Genomic DNA, 19,184 nt, shown 5'->3' with positions numbered 1-19,184 from the left:
CCCATCAGCTTCGCCGCCGCTGGCGCGCCAGCATGCGGCTCATGCGCATCGACGCCCCGACCCGCTGGCGGATGGTGTCCCACTTCGCGGTCCTCGTGCTGTCCACCGGCATCTTCGTCTCCAGCCGGTGGTCGCAGGTGGCGGCAAGCGCCGCCGAGGTCTTGCCGCAAGCGGAAGCCGGCGAGGTCGGCTGGGCATCCCTCATCAGCGACGAGGCGCGGCAGTGGTGGATCACGCCGGGCTTCATGCCGGACACCGTCACCACTTCGAGCGCGCCCGCCCGGGTCGAGGCATCCGAGTTCGGCTTCATGGCCCCCGGCGTCGTCGCCGAGGCCGATCCCAACTTGCTGCCGTGGGACACCACGCAGACGCACGTCCTTCAGAACGGCGAGACGATCTCCGGTATCGCCGCCGCCTTCGGCATCGACATCGTGCGCCTGCTCCTGTTCAACCCCGAGATCCGCAAGGACCCGCACAACGTGCCGATCGGCACCGAGCTGACGGTGCTCCCGTTCGACGGCGTCGTGCACGTGGCCAAAGAGGGCGATACGATCGATTCGATCGCCGAATCCTACAAGGTGGGCCCGGATGCGATCCTCGCCTTCGACGGCAACGCGCTCAAGGCGGGCGATGCGGTGGCCGCCGGCAGCCGCGTCGTCGTGCCGGGCGGCCAGATGGAGATCGAGGTTCCGTCGTACTTCCAGCAGGCGCAGATGGACGAGACGGCCTCGGCCGGCTGGGCCTCGGCGCCGCCCGGGTCGTTGCAGGGCACGGGGTCGTTCCACATCGCCGCCTTCGGGCGCATGACGAACGGCTACCATCGCGGTCACTGGGCCGCCGATCTCGCGAACCGCACCGGCACGCCGATCTACGCGATCGACAGCGGCACCGTGACGCTGGCCGGCTGGTGGTCGTGGGCGGGCAACGCCGTGTTCATCGACCACGGCAACGGCTACGTCTCGCTGTATGCGCACATGAACTCCATTGCCGTGAGCCAGGGCCAGCAGGTTCAGCGCGGTCAGATCATCGGCACGATCGGCTGCACGCGCGGCCGCGGCGGTCGTTGCACCGGACCCCATCTGCACCTCGAGGTGATGTTCAACGGCCAGCACGTCAACCCATGCAGCCTCGGCGCATGCTACTAGGACCCCGCCACTGCAGCGTCTCCGGCCTCCGTACTCAGCCGGGCACGCCAGGAGTGTCCGGTGGCGGGGCACTGGTGGCCCAACGAACTGCCTTCGGAGTGCATTGAGATGGCCCTTGCCGAGCGCCTGAACGACGACTACATGACCGCGATGCGTGCCGGCGACGAGGTGCGCCGCAACACGCTGCGGCTGCTCCGCGCCGCGATCAAGAACGCCGAGATCGAGGCGCGCGGCCCGCTGGACGACGGCGGCGTGCTGCGCGTGCTCCAGGCGCAGGCCAAGCAGCGCCGCGACAGCATCGCCCTGTTCGAGCAGGGCGGCCGGAGCGACCTCGTGGCCTCTGAGTCGGCCGAGCTGGCGATCATCGAGGGCTACCTGCCGATCCAGCTGAGCGATGCGGACATCGAGGCCATCGCCCGTGAACACATCGCCGCCGCCGGTGCGACGACGGCCGCCGACATCGCCAAGTTCATGGGCCCGCTGATGAAGGCGCTGCAGGGCCGCGCCGACGGCCGCCGGGTCAACGAGATCGTACGGCGGCTGTTGGCCGGCTAGCCCGGCCGGCGCACGCCCCACGCGCCCCCAACGATGCCCCCCACCGCCCCGTCCCCGGCGGATTTCGCGTTCCGTCCCGGCTTGGCCGAGTCGGCGGCGCGGCTCCGCGCCTGGGTGAAACGCCGACCGCGCCGTTTCGTCCTCGCGCTCGGCGTTGCGCTCGTCACCGGCTTGACGGCCGTGCTCGCGCTGCCGCTCGCGGTGGCCGACACGGGCCTGATCGCCGGCGGACCGAGCCCACGCACCATCCTCGCGTCCCGCGACCTCCGCTTCAGCAGCCGGCTGCAGACCGAGCGCAGGCGGGCGGATGCCGAGGCGGCCGTCGCGCCGGTCTACAAACCCAAGGACATGCTCATCACTGCCGCCCAGGTGGGCCGTGCCCGGGCCGTCCTCGACCAGGTGGCCGCGCTGCGCGTCGCAACGGATGTCACGCGTGCCGCCGCCCTCCTCGCGTTGGCGGAGGTGCCCGAGCTGCAAGCGCCCGGCGCCGGCCCGTCCGACTTGGGCGACGCCCTGCTCGGCCTGGATGACGTCGCGTTCGACGAGGTGCGGGCGGAGGTACCGGCGGTGGTGAACGCCACGCTGCGGGTGCCTGTCCGCGCCGACAGCCTCTCCGCCGCCCGCGGCAGCACGATCGCCAACGTCAAGCGCGAGATCGGCCAAGCGAACACCGAGCTGATCGCCGACCTCGCCGGCCGATTCGTCGTGCCCAACAGCCTGCTGGACGAGGCGGCCACCGCGGCGGCGCGCACGCGGGCGCGCGAGGAGGTGGCGCCCGTCGAGGTCGCGATCGCGCGCGGCCAGGCCATCATGGCCGAGGGCGAGATCATCGACGAGAACGACTACGAGGTGTTGCAGGCGCTCGGCGTCGTCGGACAGGCGACGAACTGGCTCGACGTGCTGGCGCTCTTCATCGGCATCCTGACGCTCGTGGCGACGACCGCCGGCACGCTGTGGCGGCTTGCGCCGAAGGCGCTGCTTCGGCCGCGCCACGTCCTCGTGGCGGTCGTCGTCATCTTGGCGTACGCCGTCGGCGCGCGGTTCTTCGTCGGCCAGCGGGTCCTGTCGCTGGCGTTTCCGACGGCGGCGGTGGCGATGACCTTGTCGATTGTGGCCGGCATCGAGACCGGTGTGCTGTCCGGCATCCTGATGGCGGCGGTCGTGGCGATCATGACCGGCGCGACGGGCGATCCGCTCGAGGTGGCGCTCTACGTGGCCGTGGCCAGCCTCGCCGGCGCGGTGAGCATCGGCCGGGCCGAGAAGGTGAAGTCCTTCCTCGTGGCCACCGTGGCGGTCCTGGCGGCCAACGTGGCCGTGCTCATCCTGTTTCGGCTGCCGGACGCGTCGATCGACGTGCGGGGCATCGTCGAGCTTGGCGGGGCGACGGTGGCGAACGCCACGCTGTCCAGCGCGCTGACGGCGCTGAACGTCATCGCCGCCGGCATCCTCTTGCAGTTGGCGACGCCGCTCCAGCTCCTGGAGCTGGCGCGGCCGGACAACGCGCTCCTTCGCCGGCTGCAGATGGAGGCGCCGGGGACGTACCAGCACTCCGTGGTGCTGTCGAACCTCGCCGAGCGGGCGGCCGACCTGATCGGCGCCGACCCGATCCTCGTTCGCGTCGGGACGTACTACCATGACATCGGCAAGGTCCGGCGGCCCTATTTCTTCGTCGAGAACCAGGTGCCGGGCACGCCGAACCCGCACCACGACCTCGAGCCGACGGCCAGCGCACGGATCATCGTGGAGCACGTCACCGCCGGCGCGGAGATGGCGCGCCTTGCCGGGCTGCCGGACAGCGTGATCGACTTCATCCGGCAGCACCACGGCACGACACGGGTCGAGTACTTCTATCGCCAAGCCGTCGCCGAACTGGGCATCGACGGCATCGACGACGCCGCGTTCCGCTACCCCGGCCCGCGCCCGCAGAGCCGCGAGATCGCCCTCGTCATGCTGGCGGACAGCGCCGAGGCCAGCGTCCGCGCGGCCGCCCCACAGTCCGACGAGGAGATCGAGCAGATCGTCCACGGCGTCGTCGACCGCCGCTTGTCCGACGGCGAGCTGGACGACTGCGACCTGACGCTGCGCGACCTCCAACGGATCGCCGACAGCTTCGTCGCCACGCTGAAGGCCATGTACCACCCCCGCGTCCGCTATCCGAAGGCCGTCGACGGCGAGCCGGTGCGGCGGCGGAGTCGGGCGGGGGGGACGCCGGGGGCGCCGGGGACGCCGGCATCGTCGTGACCGGGCGGGCGATCCATCGGCACGTGCTCGTTGACGCGGACGCTGTGGTCGACGCGCAGGTCGATGCCGCCATCGATGCGCTGGCTCGGGCGATGGATGCGCTCGCCGTCGCGCCCGAGGCCGAGGTGTCCATCGTCATCGCCGACGACGACTACGTGCATCGGCTGAATCTGGCCTACCGCGGGTACGACAAGCCGACGGACGTGCTCAGCTTTCGGGCGGAGGCGGACGTCGACGGCTGGCCGGGCAGCGGGGCGATCCTCGGCGACATCGTCATCTCTCTGCCGTATGCGGGGCGGAGCGCTGCGGCGCGACGTGCGCCGGTCGTCGACGAGCTGCGGCTGCTGGTGGTGCACGGGCTGCTGCACCTGCTCGGGCACGACGATGCGGACGAGGCGGGGGCGGAGGCGATGCGGCGGGAGGAAGTGCGGCTCGGCGTGCGCACCGCGGAGGACGCCGCCGCGGATGCGGTGCGTTGATAGCCCGCGGATGCGCCCGCGACTGCAGGCCACGGTGAGACGGCCGGCACATCACGGTCAACGGGTGGGCGAATCACCCTGAATTCGCGCCGAATCACCGCAACTTCGCACCGCATCACCGGGTTTCAACGCCGAGGCTACTCGCCGACCCCCCGCACCACCTCACCCACCACCCGATCCACCTCCACGCCTTCCGCCTGCCCCGCGAAGCTCAGGATGATCCGGTGCCGGATCGCATGCGGCGTCACCGCCCGGATGTCCGCGCGCGCCACGTGCAGGCGGCCGTTCATCACGGCCTGGATCTTCGCGCCCAACAGGATCGCCTGCAGCGCCCGCGGGCTTGCGCCGTAGCGCACCGCGTCGCGCACCAGCGGTGGTGCGGTCGGGTCCTGGGGGTGCGTGGCGCGGATCAGGCGGGCAGCATAGTCGATCACCTCGGCCGCCACCGGGACGTCGCGCGCCAGGCGGCCCATCGCCAGCACCGTGTCGACGCCGGCCACGCGCAGCGGACGCGGCGTTTCGGCGCCGGTCGTGCGCTCGGCGATCGTCACGAGCTCGGCGATGGACGGGAACGACACGTCGAGCTTGAACAAGAAGCGGTCGAGCTGCGCCTCGGGCAGCGGGAACGTGCCCTCCATCTCGATCGGGTTCTGCGTGGCCAGCACGAAGAACGGCTGCGGCAGTCGATACGTCTGCTTGCCGACGGTGACGGTCTGCTCCTGCATCGCCTCGAGCATCGCCGACTGCGTCTTCGGCGTCGCCCGGTTGATCTCGTCCGCCAGGACGAAGTTCGCGAAGATCGGCCCCGGTTCGAACCGGAACTGCCGCCCCCCCGCCGGGTCCTCGTACAGCACCTGTGTGCCGACGATGTCGGCCGGCATGAGGTCGGGCGTGAACTGGATCCGGCTGAAGACGCCGTCGATCACCTCGGCCAGCGTCCGCATGAGGAGCGTCTTCCCGAGGCCCGGCACCCCTTCCACCAGCGCGTGCCCGCCCGCCACCAGCGCCGTCACCGTCAGCCGGATCAGCTCCTCGTGCCCCACGATCACCCGCCCGACCTCGCGCTCGATCGCCGCGAAGCGGGCGCGGAAGGTCTCGGGGTCCATCGCGGGCAGCGCCGCCGGTCGCAATGCTGGTGCTGTCTGCGGTTGCGTCATCGTCAGGCTCCTCGGAGGATCGGCTGCCGATTATGCGTCGGCGCGTCGTTGCTTGTCGTCCAAGGCGGGAATCGAAGGCGATCGCCCTAGGCCATCGCCTTGCGCTTCCCGGCCAACTGCCACGCCACGTCCACCGGCCACAACAGCCCGGCCAACACCGCGAACGCCGGCCACAACGGCCATGTCCGTCCCTCGCCCGACGGCTCCAACGCCGCGTCGGCGTCCAACACCCGCCCGCCCCCCGCCGCCGCGACCGCGCCGAGCCGGGCGGCACCGCCCGCGTCAGGCACGAGTTCCGGCGCGTAGCCGCGGGCCACGGTCAACGCCGCGGCCGACCGACCGCCCCCGTGCTCGACGACGACGGCGGCGGGCCACGCGCCCGTGCGGGCGAGGGTCACGGCCCCGGCGTAGCGTCCCGGCCCGACGGCGGCCAGCCGCGTCGTGCTGCTGCCCTCGGTGTCCGAGATGACGAGCGTCGCCGCCGCCAGGTCGAGCGGACTGCCGTCCGCCGCGACGGCGTCGACGGTGACCGCCGTCACCCCCGTCGCGTCGTCCGTCACGGCGGTCGCCTCGAGGCCGCCGGCGTTCGGCTTGCGCGCCGTCCAGCGCACCGCGCGGGCCAGCGCCGCGCGCGCCGCCGCGTCGCCCGGCCATGCCGCGGCCCACTCGGCACCGACGTCGCTCGTCCAGGCTGCCACTCGGCCGAGGCCGACCTGCCAACCGGCCAGCAACGGGTCGCCGGTCGGGGTGCGGAGCGCGATGTCGACGCCCGGTCGCGGCCGCAGCGCCAGGTAGCCCGTCAGCTCGGGCAGGAGGCCGACGTCGACCCCGGCGACGAGCGCGGACGGTTCGTCGCCGGCCAGCTGCGCGCGGAACTCACCGGTCCGCTCGGCCCGCGCCCGCACGATCTCACTCTCTTCGACGGTCAGGCGCGGCAGGTCGGCGGCCTCAACCGCTCGGTACGCGCGGCCGCGGCCCAGTTGGGCGAGCCGGCCGAGCAGATCGGGATCGGCGTCCAGCCCGATGCCGAGCGTCGAGAACGTCACGCCCAACGATCTCGCCGTTTGAACGGCCGCGAGCAGCGGCTCGTCCGACTCGCCGGCATCCCGCCCGTCGCTGAGCAGGATCGCGTGCCGGGTCGGCGCCTGCGCGGCGGCCAACGCCGGCAGGCCGTCGGCCAGCGCGCGGCCGATCAGCGTGCCGCCGCCGGCCGACAGCGTCCGCAGCCGCCCCTCGACGGCCACGCGGTCGCCGCCCGAACCGATCGGCGCCAGCGGCAGGATCCACTCCGTCGTTGTGTCGTACGCCATCACCCCGAGCATGTCGCCCGGCTGCAGCACTTCGGCCGCCAGCACCGCCGCCTCGCGCGCCAGATCGAGCTTCGTCAGCCGCGTGGCGGCGTCGCCGCCGGCCATCGAGGCGCTGCGGTCGATGAGGAGGAGCAAGGCCACCGCCTCGCGGTCGCCGTGCGGCGGCGCCTCGAGCGCCAGCGGCGACAGGCGCGCCAGGCCCGTGCCCCGCCAGCCGCCCTGCAGAAAGCTCTGCCGACCGCCCGTCAGCACCAGGCCCTGGCCCCGCTCGGCGACGATGCCCTCCAACGTGGCGATCTGATCGACCCCGAGCGCATCCGCCGGGGTGTCGACGAGCACGCACGCGTCCCAGCCGTCCAGCGCCGAGAGCCGCCCGCCGAGCCGTCCGGGCCCGAGCACGGATGACACGATTCCCTCGGCCGCCAGCGCGTCCGCCAGGCCGACCGCTTCGGCGGAGTCGCCCACCACCAGCACCCGCGGCGCCGCCGCCCGCTGAACGGCCCACGCCCGACGATCGTTCGTCGGCTCGCGGTCGCCGCCGGCCTGCACCGCGGCCTCGAGCTGCATCGGCGCCGTGCCGTCCGGCACCGCCACCGTGAACGCGACCCGCGACGGTGTCGTCCCGATCCCGACGTCGTGCGCCTGTACGACGCGGCCGTCGACGGCCAGGCTGACCGTCCCCGAGAGCGGCTGGCTCGCCACCACGACGACATCGACACGGCCGAAGTCCCCGCTGCGCCACGTTGTGGGTGCCAACAGCTGCAGCACGGCGGCATCGGCGCGCGTCCGCCCTGCCAACCGCACGGCGTCCACCTGCACGCCGCCGGCAGCTGCCAGCGCCGCGGATGCGACGCCCGCGTCGCCGTCCGTCGCCGCCCCGTCGCTGGCCACGACGATCCGCCCGCCGTCCGGCAGCGCGCGCGCGGCCAGGTCGATCGCCGGACCAAGCGCCGACGCGCTTTCATCGCCGAAGGCGAGCCGCATCGCTGCCTCCGTGCCTCCGCTGCCGTCGCCGCCGCCGCCGAGGGCACCGGCCGTCGCCTGCGCCTCGGGGGCGATGCTGGCCGACACGTCGACGACGAACATCCGGGCTGCGTTCGCGCCGACGACCCACCGCGGGTCGGCGATGGCCGCGGCCACCGCCAGGCCGATCACGGTCCGCAGCCCGAGCGCACGCCGCCCAGCGCCCGCCCGACGCACGAGCCACACGATGCACAGCGCCCCCGCGGCGGCGGCGAGGCCGGACAGAGGGTGGAGGACGACGAGCCGACCGGTCGCGTCCATCACCGCACGCCGGCCACGCGGACCGTCGGTCGTCGGGCCGGTGCGGCGCGCCACGCGGCCTCGAGCGCCAGCACGCACAGCACGGCAACGAGCGGCCAACGCTGCACCGGGCTCGCCGGCCGCTGGAGCGGAGAATTGCCGGCGTCCGTGCCGCCTTCCGGTCCGGGCGTGCGCGGCGCAAACACCGTGGACAGCTCGGCGGCGGTCAGGGCCGCCAGCCCTGATTCGTCCGGGTCGCCCGCCCGCACCGCAACGCTGACGCCCGGCTCCACGACGCCGGCGCGCGGCACGCGCCGGCGTCGGATCGTGTACACGCCCGGCACGGCCGGCGCGTTGAACCGCAGCGCGGCCAACGATCGCCGGCCGTCCGGATGGGCGATCGCCACGGGCCACGGCGGCAGGGCGAACGGCGCGCCGACGGGCAGCGACGGGGGAGGCATGTCCGGCGCCGCCCAGGCGATCGCACGCCCGATGAGCCGCGGGAACGCGTCGCGCTCGGCCAGCGTACCACCGTCCGGATCGAAGCCGAGCACGACGACCCGCTGCCCGCCGATCGTTCCAGCCCATGCCGCAGGCCGCCCGTCGACGACGGCCAGCACGGTGGCCCACGCCGGCGCGCCGCCGGCGCGCACGCCCGCGATCCGCGCGTCCGCGAGGTCGAGTCCGGCGGTGATCGGGTGGGGGGCGGCGCTCTGCCACGTGCCCGTGATCGCGTCCGCCGCCGCCGCGAGCCATGGTCCGTCGTGCGGGTCGACGAGGAGCGCACCGCCCGACGGAAGGCCGCCCGGCGGCAGCCCCGCCGCCGACGCGCCGCCCAGAACGGTGACATCCACCGACCCGTCGTCGGACAGCGTGCCGACGCCGACCTCGGCCAGGCGGACGTGCGGCAGGGCCTCGAGCGCACGGCGCAGCGCGCTGCCGTGCGCCGCGAACTGCACGTACCAAGTGCGCGGCGCAAGGGGCACGACGGCGACGTCGTCATCCGGCAGCGCGTCGCCGGTGACCTCGCCGACGGCACCGAGCCGCACCGCACGGACTTCCGCGAGGCCACCTCGCGCCGCGACGCTCCATGCGGCCGGAGTGGTGGCATCGGGTGCGAGGTCGATGTTCGTCTCATCGAGCACACGGCCGCCGACGGACAGCTGCAATCGCGCCGTCGATGCGGCCGGCCCGAAGTTCGCGATCCGTGCGACGACGCGCACGCCCCCCGAAGCATCGTCCGCCGCGGCGATCCCGACGACGGCCACGTTCTGCAGAGCCCCTTCACGTCCGACGACATGCCACCGCACCGGCATGTCACCGGCTGGCACCTTCGTCGACCCCGATGAAAGGGCTGCGGCCGGCCGTCTGTCGGCGGCGGGAGCCAGCGCGCCGTCCGTGACGACGTCGATCCGCGCCCCTGCGCCGGCAACCGCCGCCGCTTGCGCGAAGGCGCCCGCCACATCCGCCCCGACCGCGCCGGGCGCCAGCCCTTCCACCGCCGCCGCGGCGGCCGCCCGGTCGAGCGTGCGCGCCACGCGGACCGCCGGCCGCGGGCCGAGCTCGATGACGGTCACGCGGCCAGCGGCCGACGCCAGGATCTCGGCTGCCGCAGCGCGTGCCGCCGGCCAACGGTCCCCGGCGCGCATGCTCAGCGTCGTGTCGACGATCAGCGCGACGTCGCCGCTCGGGGCCGCGGCGCCGCGCCGCAGCGGACCCGCAGCGGCCAGCGCCAGCAGGACGCCGGACAGCACGTGCAGGGCGAGGAGCACGCTCGGCGGCACGCTGCGGCGACGCATCGGCTCGGCCGAGCGCAGGACGAGCCACGGCACGAGGGACGGCACGCCGCGCTCGGGCACGCGGCGGCGCAGGCGATGCAGCCAGAGGATGACCGGCACGGCGCCCAGGAGCGCCAGCGCGTACGGGAACTGCAGGCTCATCGCCGGATCACTCGATCATGCCCCGGTGCTGCAGGTAAGGCACGACCGCCTGTTCGAGCGGCCAGTCGGCGGGCAGCAGCGCCCACGCGGCGCCGGCGGCAGCGCAGCGCGTGGCCACGCTGTCCAGGCGCGTGCGCAGTGCCGCGATGTAGGCGTCGCACAGCGCTTCGTCGATCTGCAGCGTCAGCCGCTCGCCCGTCTCGCTGTCGAGCAGCGTCTCGGCCCCGGTCGCGACGGGCCGGATCTCGCGTGGATCGAGGATCTGAAGGACGACGCGGTCCCAACGTGCGCGCGGCGCCAGCGTCAGCGCCCGATCGAGGTCGTCCACGCGCCACAGGTCGCTGATGACCAGGAGCGCGCCGCCGGCCGCATCGCTCACCACCGAGCGGACAGCGTCGGCGATGCCGGGCGGGGGAGCCGACGGCGTGAATGAAGGCCCGAGCGCGCGCAGCCAGGCCAGGAGCGACGCGCCCCGCGCGGCACCGCTGGCCGGCCCCCACGGTGCCGCCCCGCCCCGCGGCCACGGGGCAACCACGACGCGGTCGCCCCGGGAGAGCCCCAGCCAGCCGAGCGCCGCGGCAAGCTCGAGCGCCAGCCGCCACTTGTCGCCCGTCGCCGCCATCGACGGGCTGACGTCCAAGAGGATCCGGACCTCGGCCGCCTGCGCCACCCGTCCGAGCTTCACGAACACGGCATCGTGCCGCGCCAGCGCCGGCCAGTCGATGTGCCGCAGGTCGTCGCCGGGCGAGTAGGCGCGGTGGTCGACGAAGTCCGCCGCCGGCGTCCGGCGCTGGCCACTCCGGCTGCCCACGGCCGGCGCGACCTGCCGCACGCGCAGCGCCAGTCGCTCCAGCCGGCGCACGAACGCGTCGTCGAAGAGCAGCGCTTCCCGCGCGGCGTCGTGCGCCGGCTGGAGCGGCTGGCCGTTCATGGCGCGCGCTCCACCGTTCCGCCGTCACCCGTGCGCGCAAAGTAGCGCCGCACGGTCTCCTGTTCCGCGAGCGGCACCGATCCGGCGCCGGCCGCCGCGGCGGAGCCCGATCCGGCGGCCGCACCGCCGCGGACCGCCGCCGGATCGACGAGCCGCTCGCCCCGGATCGTCTCAAGGCCCGATGGGGGCGCGCCGATGCTGCCCGGCCGGCCGGACGCGAATCCGCGCGTCGTCGCCGCCGCCTGGATTCGCGACGCCTGCGTTCCGGCCGGCAGCGCGGCCGTCCCCGCCCTCGGCGCGCGCTCGGCGCTCGACGCCAATGCGTCGGCCAGCGACTGGAGCGCCTGCGAATCGGCGGGCGGTGTGGCCCGGCGAAGGCCATCGGCCGCCAGCGACGCCGCGGCGGCCAGATCCGGATCGATCGGCGCCAGCGCTGTGCCGGCATCCTTGAGCGCCTCGGACAGGTCGCGTCGGCCGGCCGGCGAGAGGTCCCGCGTCTGGTCGGCCAGCGTGCGCAGCGCGAGCACGGCCGTCCGGCGGTCGCCGTCCGCGAGCGCGGCCACCACGGACTGCGCCATCGATTCGTCCCGCAGGGCCCCGGCCATGGCGCGGTCGGCAGCGCCGGGCGACCGGCCGCCCGCCGACTCCGGGATGGTTGCCGACCTGGCGGCGCCGGCCGACACGCCGGTGGCATCGCGCGCGGCCGGCAACGACGGGCTGCGGACGCTGTCGGCCAGAATCGACCCGCCCGCCAAGAGCAACGCCAGCGCCGCCGCTGTCTCGATCTCGACCCAGAATCGCTCCGGCTCGGCCGTCTCGGCTTGGCGGATGATCGCCAGCCGACCCGCTGCGTCATCCAACAGGCGGTCCTCCAGCGCCGTCCGCGGGCCGCGCGCGTCAACCTCGACGGCGGTGACGAGGAGCTCGTCGAGGTTGAACCGCCGGTCCAGCGTCCGCGCTTCGTCGCCGCGGCGACGGGCCAGCGGGCCGAGCGCGGTGCCGGCGAACACGAGCCCGCCGGCGACGGCCACCCATCGCGTCCCGATCGAGGGGCCGCCGGCCAGGCGCAACGCGAGCGCTGCCAGGGGCACGCACAATGCCAGCCACAGCGCGCGCGCCGCCGCCAGGCGCCGGCGGGCACGGTCGATCTCGCCCCGCAGCTGGCCGTACCGGACGCGAAACTGGATCAATGCGGCCCGGCCGATCGCGGCGGCCGGGCCGCCGCGCGCGGGAGGACAGCGGTGCGCCGGGCCTCTGACGGGCCGTGTCGCTTGCGTGGCTGTCCGGCGACTCCTTGGACGACGGCCGCGCGGGCGAACCGCATGCGGCGTCGCCCGGCATGCGCGAGGACGCCGAGACCGGCGAGCACCGCGAGCCAGGCAAAGGGCGCTGCCCGCCGATCGAGCTTCGTGCGGACGGCCACCGCGCGCTGCGCCGCCAGGTCGTTGCCAAGTCGCGCGTACAGGATCGCGGCGCGGTGAGCGGCGCGGCGGGCGGCGAACAATTGCCACGGGGGCAGGCGGGTCGCACGGTCCAGCTCGCGGGCCGCAGCCAATCCCTCGGCGCCGCGCGCGTCGAGCGCTGCCGCCCGTTCGAGCGCGCCACTGGCGCCTACGGGCGCAGCACGGTCGGCTGCCTCGGCCGCACTGCGCCGGGCGGAGGCGTAGTCGCCCGCCGCAAGCGCCGCCTGCGCGGTGGCCAGCGCCACCTGTGCCGCGGCGCCGGCCTCCGCCCGGGCAAGCATGGCCTGGGCATCCAGTGCCAGAGGTCCGCCGCTGTTGGCCGCGACGACGGCGCGCAAGAGCGCGACGACGACCGCTTCCTCGCCCTCAGCCAAGAGCTGCCTGGCGGGTCCGAGGTCGGGGCTGAACAGCGGGCTGTCGCGCCAGCCGCCGTCCACGTAGCGCGGCAGCCAGGTCAGCCAGGCCGCCTCCGCATCGGCGAACGACACGCCGCATGCGGCCCGGAACACGGTGCGGAACGGCACATCGCCGGCAGCGGCGTGCGCGACGTCCCGGATGCAGCCAAAGCCGCGGTCCTGCACCAGGAAGACGGCGATCGAGAGGCTCTCCGGACCGCCGACCTCCGGCTGGATGTAGGCCGAACCTGGGCCGATCAGCGCCGTCCAGCCGATGAGCGCGCCCGTGTCCATCGCCGATCGCAGCGCCGCGACGCCCGTCTGGGTTTCACCCGAGGGCGGTGTCATGAGCCGGGCCATCCCCTCCTGGAGTCCGCTCGGCAGCCGCCCGTTCGACGCATGTGCCAGCAGTTGATGCGCCAGCGCATAGCGCACCGACGCCTCGAGCGCGTTCACGTCCACGCTGCCGTCGGCGGTGGTCGGTGCGACGACCGAAGCCTCGCGGCGTGGCCGGTGCTCCTCGACCCAATTGCCGCCCACCTTGCGGGCGAGGGGGTGATCCGCGCCGTAGGCGTCGTCCGAGGCGTACAACCGGACCGTGAACGGCGCGGGCAAGGAAGCGCCGAACGCGTCGACGAGCGCCGCATATGCCGTGCCGAGTCGTGGCTGCAGCGCCGCATAGGCCGAGGCGGTCTCGGGGCGATAGGCGATTCCGACGGGCGGGCCGTCATCGACCAACCAGCCGGGTTGGCGCAGCGCGGCGGCTGATATCGTTCGGCCGTGCCGCTGGCGCTGTCCCATCAGCCGTGTCGGCCGGTCGACGAGCGACAGACCGCTGAGGAGCGGTGCGGCGAGAGCGCCAACGGCCATCGCCAAGGCACACGCCGCGCGCTTGCGTCGCGACGTTGCGCCCGCATCGACAACGGCGCGCGGCAGGCGGGCGACGCGTTCGTGCATGCTTCGATCGGACTCCACGAGGCGACGGATGATCGGCCGATGCTAGCACAGTCACGTCGTGCCCCGCCCGGACGTCCCATTTCGGCGGACCGACTCGGCGGCAGCTGCGCTTCCGGTGTCGCAACAACGTTTCACGAACCGCCACGGCGTTGCCCGAAGATGATGGAGGGATCAACCATGCGCGTATTGATCATCGGTGGTACCCGTTTCGTCGGCCGCCATCTCGTCGACGCGCTGCGGGCACGCGACCACGACGTCACGCTGTTCACACGGGGTCGGACGAACCCTGGGTTGTTCGGCGACGTCGAGCACCGGATCGGCGACCGCGACGGCGGACTCGCCGCGCTGGACGGCGCCGAATGGGACGCCGTCATCGACACGTGCGGCTACGTCCCGCGGATCGTCGGGGCGTCCGTGGCGGCACTCGCCGGCCGGGTGGAGCGCTACGTCTTCATCTCGACGATTTCGGTCTACGCGGACGGGGCGAACCCGGCGGACACCGCAGGTCCCGATGAGTCGGCGCCGGTCGGCGTGTTGGACGATCCGTCCGTCGAGACCGTCGACGGCGCGACGTACGGGCCGCTGAAGGCGCTGTGCGAACGGGCGGTCGTCGCCGGATTCGGTGCCGCAGCGCTTGTCGTGCGGCCCGGCGTGATCGTCGGGCCGCACGATCCGACGGACCGCTTCACGTACTGGCCGGCCCGCATCGACCAGGGCGGCGCCTTCATCGCCCCGGAGGGCCCGAACGCGCCGCTGCAGTACATCGATGCGCGCGACCTTGGCGAGTGGATCGTGCGGGCGATCGAGCGTGGGACCGGCGGGACGTACAACGCCGTCGGCCCGACGCCGGCGGCGACGTTCGGGGACCTGTTCGCCGCGTGCGCCGAGGCGGTCGGCGGCGCGGCGCTGCCGATCTGGCTCGATCCGCCGACGCTGGCGGCGCACGGCGTCCGGCCGTGGGCCGACCTGCCGCTGTGGCTGCCGCCCGGCGAGCGCGCGCTCATGCGGAGCAGCAACGCGCGCGCCATCGGCGCCGGGTTGACGTTCCGCTCGCTCGGCGTCACCGTTGCGGACACGCTGGCGTGGCACCGCGCGCGGCCCGTGGGCGGAGCGCTCGCGGCCGGGTTGTCGCCCGAACGAGAGGCCGAGGTGCTGGCGGCGATGGTGGGGCCGAGCCGCTGACGGGTCCGACCGGCCATGGGCTTTCGCCCCAACCCGCTCGACGCTACACTTCAGCCCTTCGCCAGCGGCCGTGCGAGCATCGACTTGAACGTCCGCCGGACCGAACGCCACCTCGGGAGCGCAGGATGCTCATCAAGTACTTCTACGACGAGGCGCTGGCCCAAGCCTCGTACCTCGTCGGCTGCCAGGCGCGCGGGGTTGCGTGCGTCGTCGATCCGATGCGCGATATCGCCCCGTATCTCGACGCCGCGGCACGCAATGGGCTTCGCGTGACGCACGTCACGGAGACGCACATCCACGCCGACTTCGTGAGCGGCGCGCGCGAGTTGGCGGCTGCGACCGGCGCCAAGCTCCTGTTGTCGGACGAGGGCGCCCCGGACTGGCGCTACCGCTTCGCCGAAGCCGCTGGTGCGACGCTTCTGCGCGACGGCGACGTCTTCACGCTCGGCCGAATCCGGTTCGAGGTGCTGGCCACGCCCGGCCACACGCCGGAGCACATCGTGTTCATCGTCACCGACACCGCCGCTGCCGACGCACCGATCGGCATCTTCACCGGCGATTGCGTCTTCGTCGGCGATGTCGGCCGGCCCGACCTGCTCGAGACCGCAGCCGGGGTCGCCGGGAGCAAAGAGATCGGTGCACGGCAGCAATTCGCGTCCATCGCCCGCCTCGGTCGGCTGCCCGACTACCTGCAGCTCTGGCCCGGCCACGGCGCCGGCAGCGCGTGCGGCAAGGCGCTCGGCGCGATTCCATCCACCACGCTCGGCTACGAGCGGCGGTTCAACCCGGCATTCCAGATGGCCGACGAGGGGGCATTCGTCCGGTGGCTGCTGAACGGTCAGCCCGAGCCGCCGCGCTACTTCGGACGGATGAAGGCCGTCAACCGTGACGGCCCGGCCCTGATCGCCGATCTCCCTTCGCCCCAGCGGCTCGACCGGGCCGCGATCGATGCGCTCTTGGCCGACGGAGCCCAGGTGCTCGACCTGCGGCCCCAGGCCGAGCACACCCGTCACCACATCCCCGGTGCGCTCAGCGTCCCGGCGACGCGGGCGAACTTCACGACGTACGTTGGCTGGGTGACGGACTACAACCGCCCGGTCCACCTCATCGTCGCGGACCCGCCGTCGTTGCCGGAGCACCTGACGGCTTTGCGCGCGATCGGCGTCGACGACGTGCGCGGCTTCGCCGGTCCTGACGTGTTGCGGGACGACGATCCGGCGCTGCCGACGATCGAGGTGGCCGAGCTTGCTGCCATGCTCCAAGCGGGCACGGCCAGCATCGTCGATGTGCGCGGGCTGTCCGAATGGCAGGCCGGGCACTTGCCGGGCGCCGTGCACATCCCGCTCGGCGAGGTCGCCGGCCGGCTCGGCGAGATACCGCGCACGGAGCGGACGATCCTCCAGTGTCAGACCGGCTACCGCGCATACATCGCGGCGACGGTGCTGCGGCGGGCAGGCGTGACCAACGTCGTGCCCTTGGTCGATCCGCGATCCGAGTTCCAGTCGCTCGTCCGACCTGTCGGCGCCGCCCAGTTGGCGGGCGAAGGACGTTAGCGGGTGGGCGTACGATCCGTGATGACGGGTTGGTAGAGATAACCGACGCCGCGCACGGTGTGGATGCGGCCGGGCGCCGGGCCGGGCGACGGGTCCTCGATCTTGCGCCGCAGCCAATGGACGTGCACCTCGAGCGTGCGCGTGTCGTCGACGAAGTCGGTCTGCCAGACCTCGCGCATGAGGAACTGGCGGGTCAGCACCTGGCCCTGATGGGTCAGAAACGTCTCGAGCAGCCGGCACTCTTTGGGGGTGAGGTGGTGGAGGTGGCCGAGTCGGAGAAGCGTCCGCGCGCCGACGTCGAGCACGAGGTCGCCTGATCGGAGGACGTACGACTTGGCATCGCTGGCCACGACGGGTTCCGAGCTGTCGCTATGCGTGTAGGATGCGGCCGCACGCCGGACACTGCGTCAACGCGGCGGCCGCCCGCTGCGTCTCGGCCGACGTGAGCGCCCGCCCGCAGCCGCCGCACGCCTCACCCGTCACCTTGGCAACGGACACGCCGCCGCGCTTCGTATCGGCCCTGAGCCGGTCATAGAGCGCCAGGTCGGCCGCCGCCACTTGGGACCGTGCCTGCTCGAGGCGCGGGCCAAGGACCGCGAGCCCATCGGTCAGGCGCGTGCGCGCGGCACGCAGCTGCGCGTCGGTGCCCTCGGCGGCGGCCATGGCCTCGTCGACGGAGCGCCGTGCCCCAGCCGCCGCGTCCGCCGCCGCATCCCGCTCGAGCATGAGCGCCAGGGCCGCATCGTCCAGATCGGACAGCTGTCGCTGGTGCGCGTCCAGGTTCGCCTTCTGGCCTTCGATCTCACGCGCGCTGGCCGTTCGGCCGCCGTAGAGCTGCGCCTCCTCGGCGGCCAGGCGCGCCTTCAACGTCTGACGCCGTGCCTGGCACGCCGCCAGCGACTCCTCGACGCGTGCCAGCGCCGCCTCGCACGCGGCCAGCGCGGTCTGCGCCGCCACCACGGCCGGCGCACGGCCCATGGCGTGCTCGATGCGCGTCAGTCGGTCGAGCGCGGTGTCGCGCTGTTGGTCGAGCACCTGTAGGTCGTGCAATGGCTTCGTTCGAGACATGGCGGTTGCGCGTCCGTGGCTCCGTGGCTCCGTGGCGGCAGGGGTCGGATTGTATCGGCGCGTCTTAAGGTTGGCAATGCAGTGCCGCTTCGAGGCGGTCCGGCCGACCGGGGTCGTCGCATCTGTGTCGGGTTGTGGACGACCGGCCGCGGCTGTGTCATGGCATGATTGGCGCTGAGCGCTGCGCGATCCGTCTGGGCAACGCGACACGAAGACGAGACGACACGATGAATCGAGACCGTTCGTGACGCGCGCCGCGGATGCGATCGCTGCCAAGATCGAGTACCTGTTCAATACCGTGCGTCGACCGGATGGGCGCGAATACACGTACGATGAGATCGAGCGCGGGACGCACGGCCGGGTGTCGCGGTCCTATGTCTGGAAGCTGCGCAACGGCCGGAGCCAGAACCCAAGCCTAGACGTGATCGAGGCGCTGGCCGAATTCTTCCATGTGCCGCCTGAATTCTTCTTCAGCCTGGACAACGACGCCGAGGACGCCCAGCGCGATGCTGCGCTCGTTGCGGCGCTGCTGCACGATCCGGCCGCCCGCCGACTGGCGGAGGCTGCGCGAGGAATGACCCCAACCGCCGTCCGGATCGTCCTCGGCCTCATCGCCGCGCTGCGTCCGATCGACGGGATGGTGGCCGATGCGGCGCGACATGCCGCCGGCGACGCGGATCCCAGGAGTCGCAGCGGCGCCAACCCGTAGCCGGTCGATCGCCGACGCCCGTGCGGCGTGCTACGCTTCCTCGACCCTTGCGCCGGCTGCCATGGAGCGACTCATGGCCGTCCACGTGCGCGCGCTTGCCGAGATCGGGCTCGACTGTCTCTTCCCGCCGCGCTGCCTGTCGCCGGGCTGTTCGCGCCGCGGGGCGTGGGTGTGTGCGCCGTGCCTGGCCGGCGCACCGCCTTTGCCTGACCGCCGCTGCGCGATCTGCGGCGATGCCGTCCTGGCCGCCCGTGCATGCGCCGGCAGCGCTTCGCCTCGTTGCCGGCGCTGCCTTGTCCGCCCGCCTGCCTTCGATCTCGCCGTGGCGCCCTGGCTGCATGCGCCGCCGGTCACGCACTGGATCCATGCCCTCAAGTACGATCGCCGCCGCCGCGTCGCCGACTTGGCGGGTCAATACGCCGCCGCTGTCGTGCGACCGCACCTCGGCCCGGACCTCGATCGGACGGTCGTCGTCCCGGTCCCGACCCATGCCGCGCGGCGCGCAGAACGTGGAATCGACGTGCCGGCGCGGCTGGCAGCGGTGGTGGCGGCGTCGCTCGGGGTGCCCGCCGACGTCGATGCGCTCGAGCGCGTTCGTGCGACACCGCCCCAAGTCAGTTCGTCGCGCGCCGCGCGGCTCGCCAACTTGCTGGACGCAATCGAGGCGCGCCGGCCCGTGTGCGTCGAGCACGTGGTCGTCGTCGACGACGTCCTGACGACGGGTGCGACGGGCGAGGCGTGCGCGCGAGCGCTGAAAGCGGCCGGTGCCCAGCGCGTCGTCGTCGTGACGCTGGCCCGGTCGACGCGCGGTGGGCACGCGTGACCGCGCCGCGATC

General features: G+C 73.5%; 16 protein-coding genes. 8 read left to right on the top strand and 8 right to left on the bottom strand.

Annotation, left to right across the window (positions count from 1 at the left end):
• Positions 1–41 precede the first annotated feature (41 nt).
• From IPG72_08705 to ybeY, 4 genes are all read left to right on the top strand, one after another.
• Positions 42–1,145, top strand: a complete 1,104-nt coding sequence (locus tag IPG72_08705; GenBank protein MBK6769075.1) for a peptidoglycan DD-metalloendopeptidase family protein — start codon at positions 42–44, stop codon at positions 1,143–1,145.
• 108 nt (positions 1,146–1,253) lie between these two features.
• Positions 1,254–1,700, top strand: a complete 447-nt coding sequence (locus tag IPG72_08700; protein MBK6769074.1) for a GatB/YqeY domain-containing protein — start codon at positions 1,254–1,256, stop codon at positions 1,698–1,700.
• Positions 1,701–1,733: 33 nt separating this feature from the next.
• Positions 1,734–3,941: an HDIG domain-containing protein gene (locus IPG72_08695; protein MBK6769073.1), complete on the top strand. Its 2,208-nt coding sequence runs from the start codon at positions 1,734–1,736 to the stop codon at positions 3,939–3,941.
• 92 nt (positions 3,942–4,033) lie between these two features.
• Complete coding sequence (ybeY, locus tag IPG72_08690) at positions 4,034–4,420, top strand: rRNA maturation RNase YbeY (protein ID MBK6769072.1); 387 nt, start codon at positions 4,034–4,036, stop codon at positions 4,418–4,420.
• A gap of 137 nt (positions 4,421–4,557) precedes the next feature.
• Here the strand turns inward: ybeY and IPG72_08685 are convergent, their stop codons facing one another.
• From IPG72_08685 to IPG72_08660, 6 genes are all read right to left on the bottom strand, one after another.
• Entirely contained in the window at positions 4,558–5,526 is a 969-nt protein-coding gene (locus tag IPG72_08685) for an AAA family ATPase (protein ID MBK6769071.1), read from the bottom strand.
• 137 nt (positions 5,527–5,663) lie between these two features.
• Positions 5,664–8,225 (bottom strand): VWA domain-containing protein, encoded by a 2,562-nt coding sequence (locus IPG72_08680; GenBank protein MBK6769070.1) that lies wholly within the window; start codon positions 8,223–8,225, stop codon positions 5,664–5,666.
• The gene (locus IPG72_08675; protein ID MBK6769069.1) at positions 8,171–10,090 is read right to left on the bottom strand and encodes a VWA domain-containing protein; all 1,920 of its coding nucleotides are present in this window, start codon (positions 10,088–10,090) and stop codon (positions 8,171–8,173) included. The genes IPG72_08680 and IPG72_08675 overlap by 55 nt, the downstream gene beginning before the upstream one ends.
• Before the next feature lie 7 nt (positions 10,091–10,097).
• Complete coding sequence (locus IPG72_08670; protein MBK6769068.1) at positions 10,098–11,021, bottom strand: DUF58 domain-containing protein; 924 nt, start codon at positions 11,019–11,021, stop codon at positions 10,098–10,100.
• Positions 11,018–12,211 carry a hypothetical protein gene (locus IPG72_08665; protein ID MBK6769067.1) on the bottom strand — a complete coding sequence of 398 codons (1,194 nt, stop codon included), beginning with the start codon at positions 12,209–12,211 and terminating at the stop codon, positions 11,018–11,020. Before IPG72_08665 ends, IPG72_08670 begins: the two co-directional genes overlap by 4 nt.
• Positions 12,208–13,836: a hypothetical protein gene (locus IPG72_08660; GenBank protein ID MBK6769066.1), complete on the bottom strand. Its 1,629-nt coding sequence runs from the start codon at positions 13,834–13,836 to the stop codon at positions 12,208–12,210. Before IPG72_08660 ends, IPG72_08665 begins: the two co-directional genes overlap by 4 nt.
• 177 nt (positions 13,837–14,013) lie before the next feature.
• Between IPG72_08660 and IPG72_08655 the strand changes: the two genes are divergently transcribed.
• Together IPG72_08655 and IPG72_08650 are read left to right on the top strand one after the other, a co-directional pair.
• Entirely contained in the window at positions 14,014–15,018 is a 1,005-nt protein-coding gene (locus IPG72_08655; protein MBK6769065.1) for an NAD-dependent epimerase/dehydratase family protein, read from the top strand.
• 125 nt (positions 15,019–15,143) lie between these two features.
• Positions 15,144–16,571 carry an MBL fold metallo-hydrolase gene (locus IPG72_08650; protein MBK6769064.1) on the top strand — a complete coding sequence of 476 codons (1,428 nt, stop codon included), beginning with the start codon at positions 15,144–15,146 and terminating at the stop codon, positions 16,569–16,571.
• Here IPG72_08650 and IPG72_08645 read toward each other — a convergent pair.
• Together IPG72_08645 and IPG72_08640 are read right to left on the bottom strand one after the other, a co-directional pair.
• Complete coding sequence (locus IPG72_08645; GenBank protein ID MBK6769063.1) at positions 16,568–16,921, bottom strand: response regulator transcription factor; 354 nt, start codon at positions 16,919–16,921, stop codon at positions 16,568–16,570. The two genes, IPG72_08650 and IPG72_08645, sit on opposite strands and share 4 nt — an antisense overlap.
• Positions 16,922–16,940: 19 nt before the next feature.
• A complete protein-coding gene (locus IPG72_08640) occupies positions 16,941–17,606 on the bottom strand; it encodes a hypothetical protein (protein MBK6769062.1) in 666 nt (221 codons plus the stop codon).
• 277 nt (positions 17,607–17,883) lie between these two features.
• Here IPG72_08640 and IPG72_08635 point away from each other — a divergent pair, with 277 nt between their 5' ends.
• Both IPG72_08635 and IPG72_08630 read left to right on the top strand, forming a co-directional pair.
• Positions 17,884–18,348 carry a helix-turn-helix transcriptional regulator gene (locus tag IPG72_08635; protein ID MBK6769061.1) on the top strand — a complete coding sequence of 155 codons (465 nt, stop codon included), beginning with the start codon at positions 17,884–17,886 and terminating at the stop codon, positions 18,346–18,348.
• Positions 18,349–18,421: 73 nt separating this feature from the next.
• Complete coding sequence (locus IPG72_08630; protein ID MBK6769060.1) at positions 18,422–19,171, top strand: ComF family protein; 750 nt, start codon at positions 18,422–18,424, stop codon at positions 19,169–19,171.
• The last annotated feature ends 13 nt before the right edge of the window (positions 19,172–19,184 follow it).

Source organism: Candidatus Avedoeria danica (assembly GCA_016703025.1).
GTDB classification, from domain to species: domain Bacteria; phylum Chloroflexota; class Anaerolineae; order Epilineales; family Epilineaceae; genus Avedoeria; species Avedoeria danica.
Note: the sequence above shows the minus strand (reverse complement) of the source record. Positions and strands in the feature narration are given on the sequence as shown.

Coding starts and splice junctions, on each gene's coding strand:
- IPG72_08705 (MBK6769075.1), top strand. CDS start 42: ATGCGCATCGACGCCCCGACCCGCTGGCGGATGGTGTCCCACTTCGCG.
- IPG72_08700 (MBK6769074.1), top strand. CDS start 1,254: ATGGCCCTTGCCGAGCGCCTGAACGACGACTACATGACCGCGATGCGT.
- IPG72_08695 (MBK6769073.1), top strand. CDS start 1,734: ATGCCCCCCACCGCCCCGTCCCCGGCGGATTTCGCGTTCCGTCCCGGC.
- ybeY (MBK6769072.1), top strand. CDS start 4,034: ATGGATGCGCTCGCCGTCGCGCCCGAGGCCGAGGTGTCCATCGTCATC.
- IPG72_08685 (MBK6769071.1), bottom strand. CDS start 5,526: ATGGACCCCGAGACCTTCCGCGCCCGCTTCGCGGCGATCGAGCGCGAG.
- IPG72_08675 (MBK6769069.1), bottom strand. CDS start 10,090: ATGAGCCTGCAGTTCCCGTACGCGCTGGCGCTCCTGGGCGCCGTGCCG.
- IPG72_08670 (MBK6769068.1), bottom strand. CDS start 11,021: ATGAACGGCCAGCCGCTCCAGCCGGCGCACGACGCCGCGCGGGAAGCG.
- IPG72_08660 (MBK6769066.1), bottom strand. CDS start 13,836: ATGCACGAACGCGTCGCCCGCCTGCCGCGCGCCGTTGTCGATGCGGGC.
- IPG72_08655 (MBK6769065.1), top strand. CDS start 14,014: ATGCGCGTATTGATCATCGGTGGTACCCGTTTCGTCGGCCGCCATCTC.
- IPG72_08650 (MBK6769064.1), top strand. CDS start 15,144: ATGCTCATCAAGTACTTCTACGACGAGGCGCTGGCCCAAGCCTCGTAC.
- IPG72_08630 (MBK6769060.1), top strand. CDS start 18,422: ATGGCCGTCCACGTGCGCGCGCTTGCCGAGATCGGGCTCGACTGTCTC.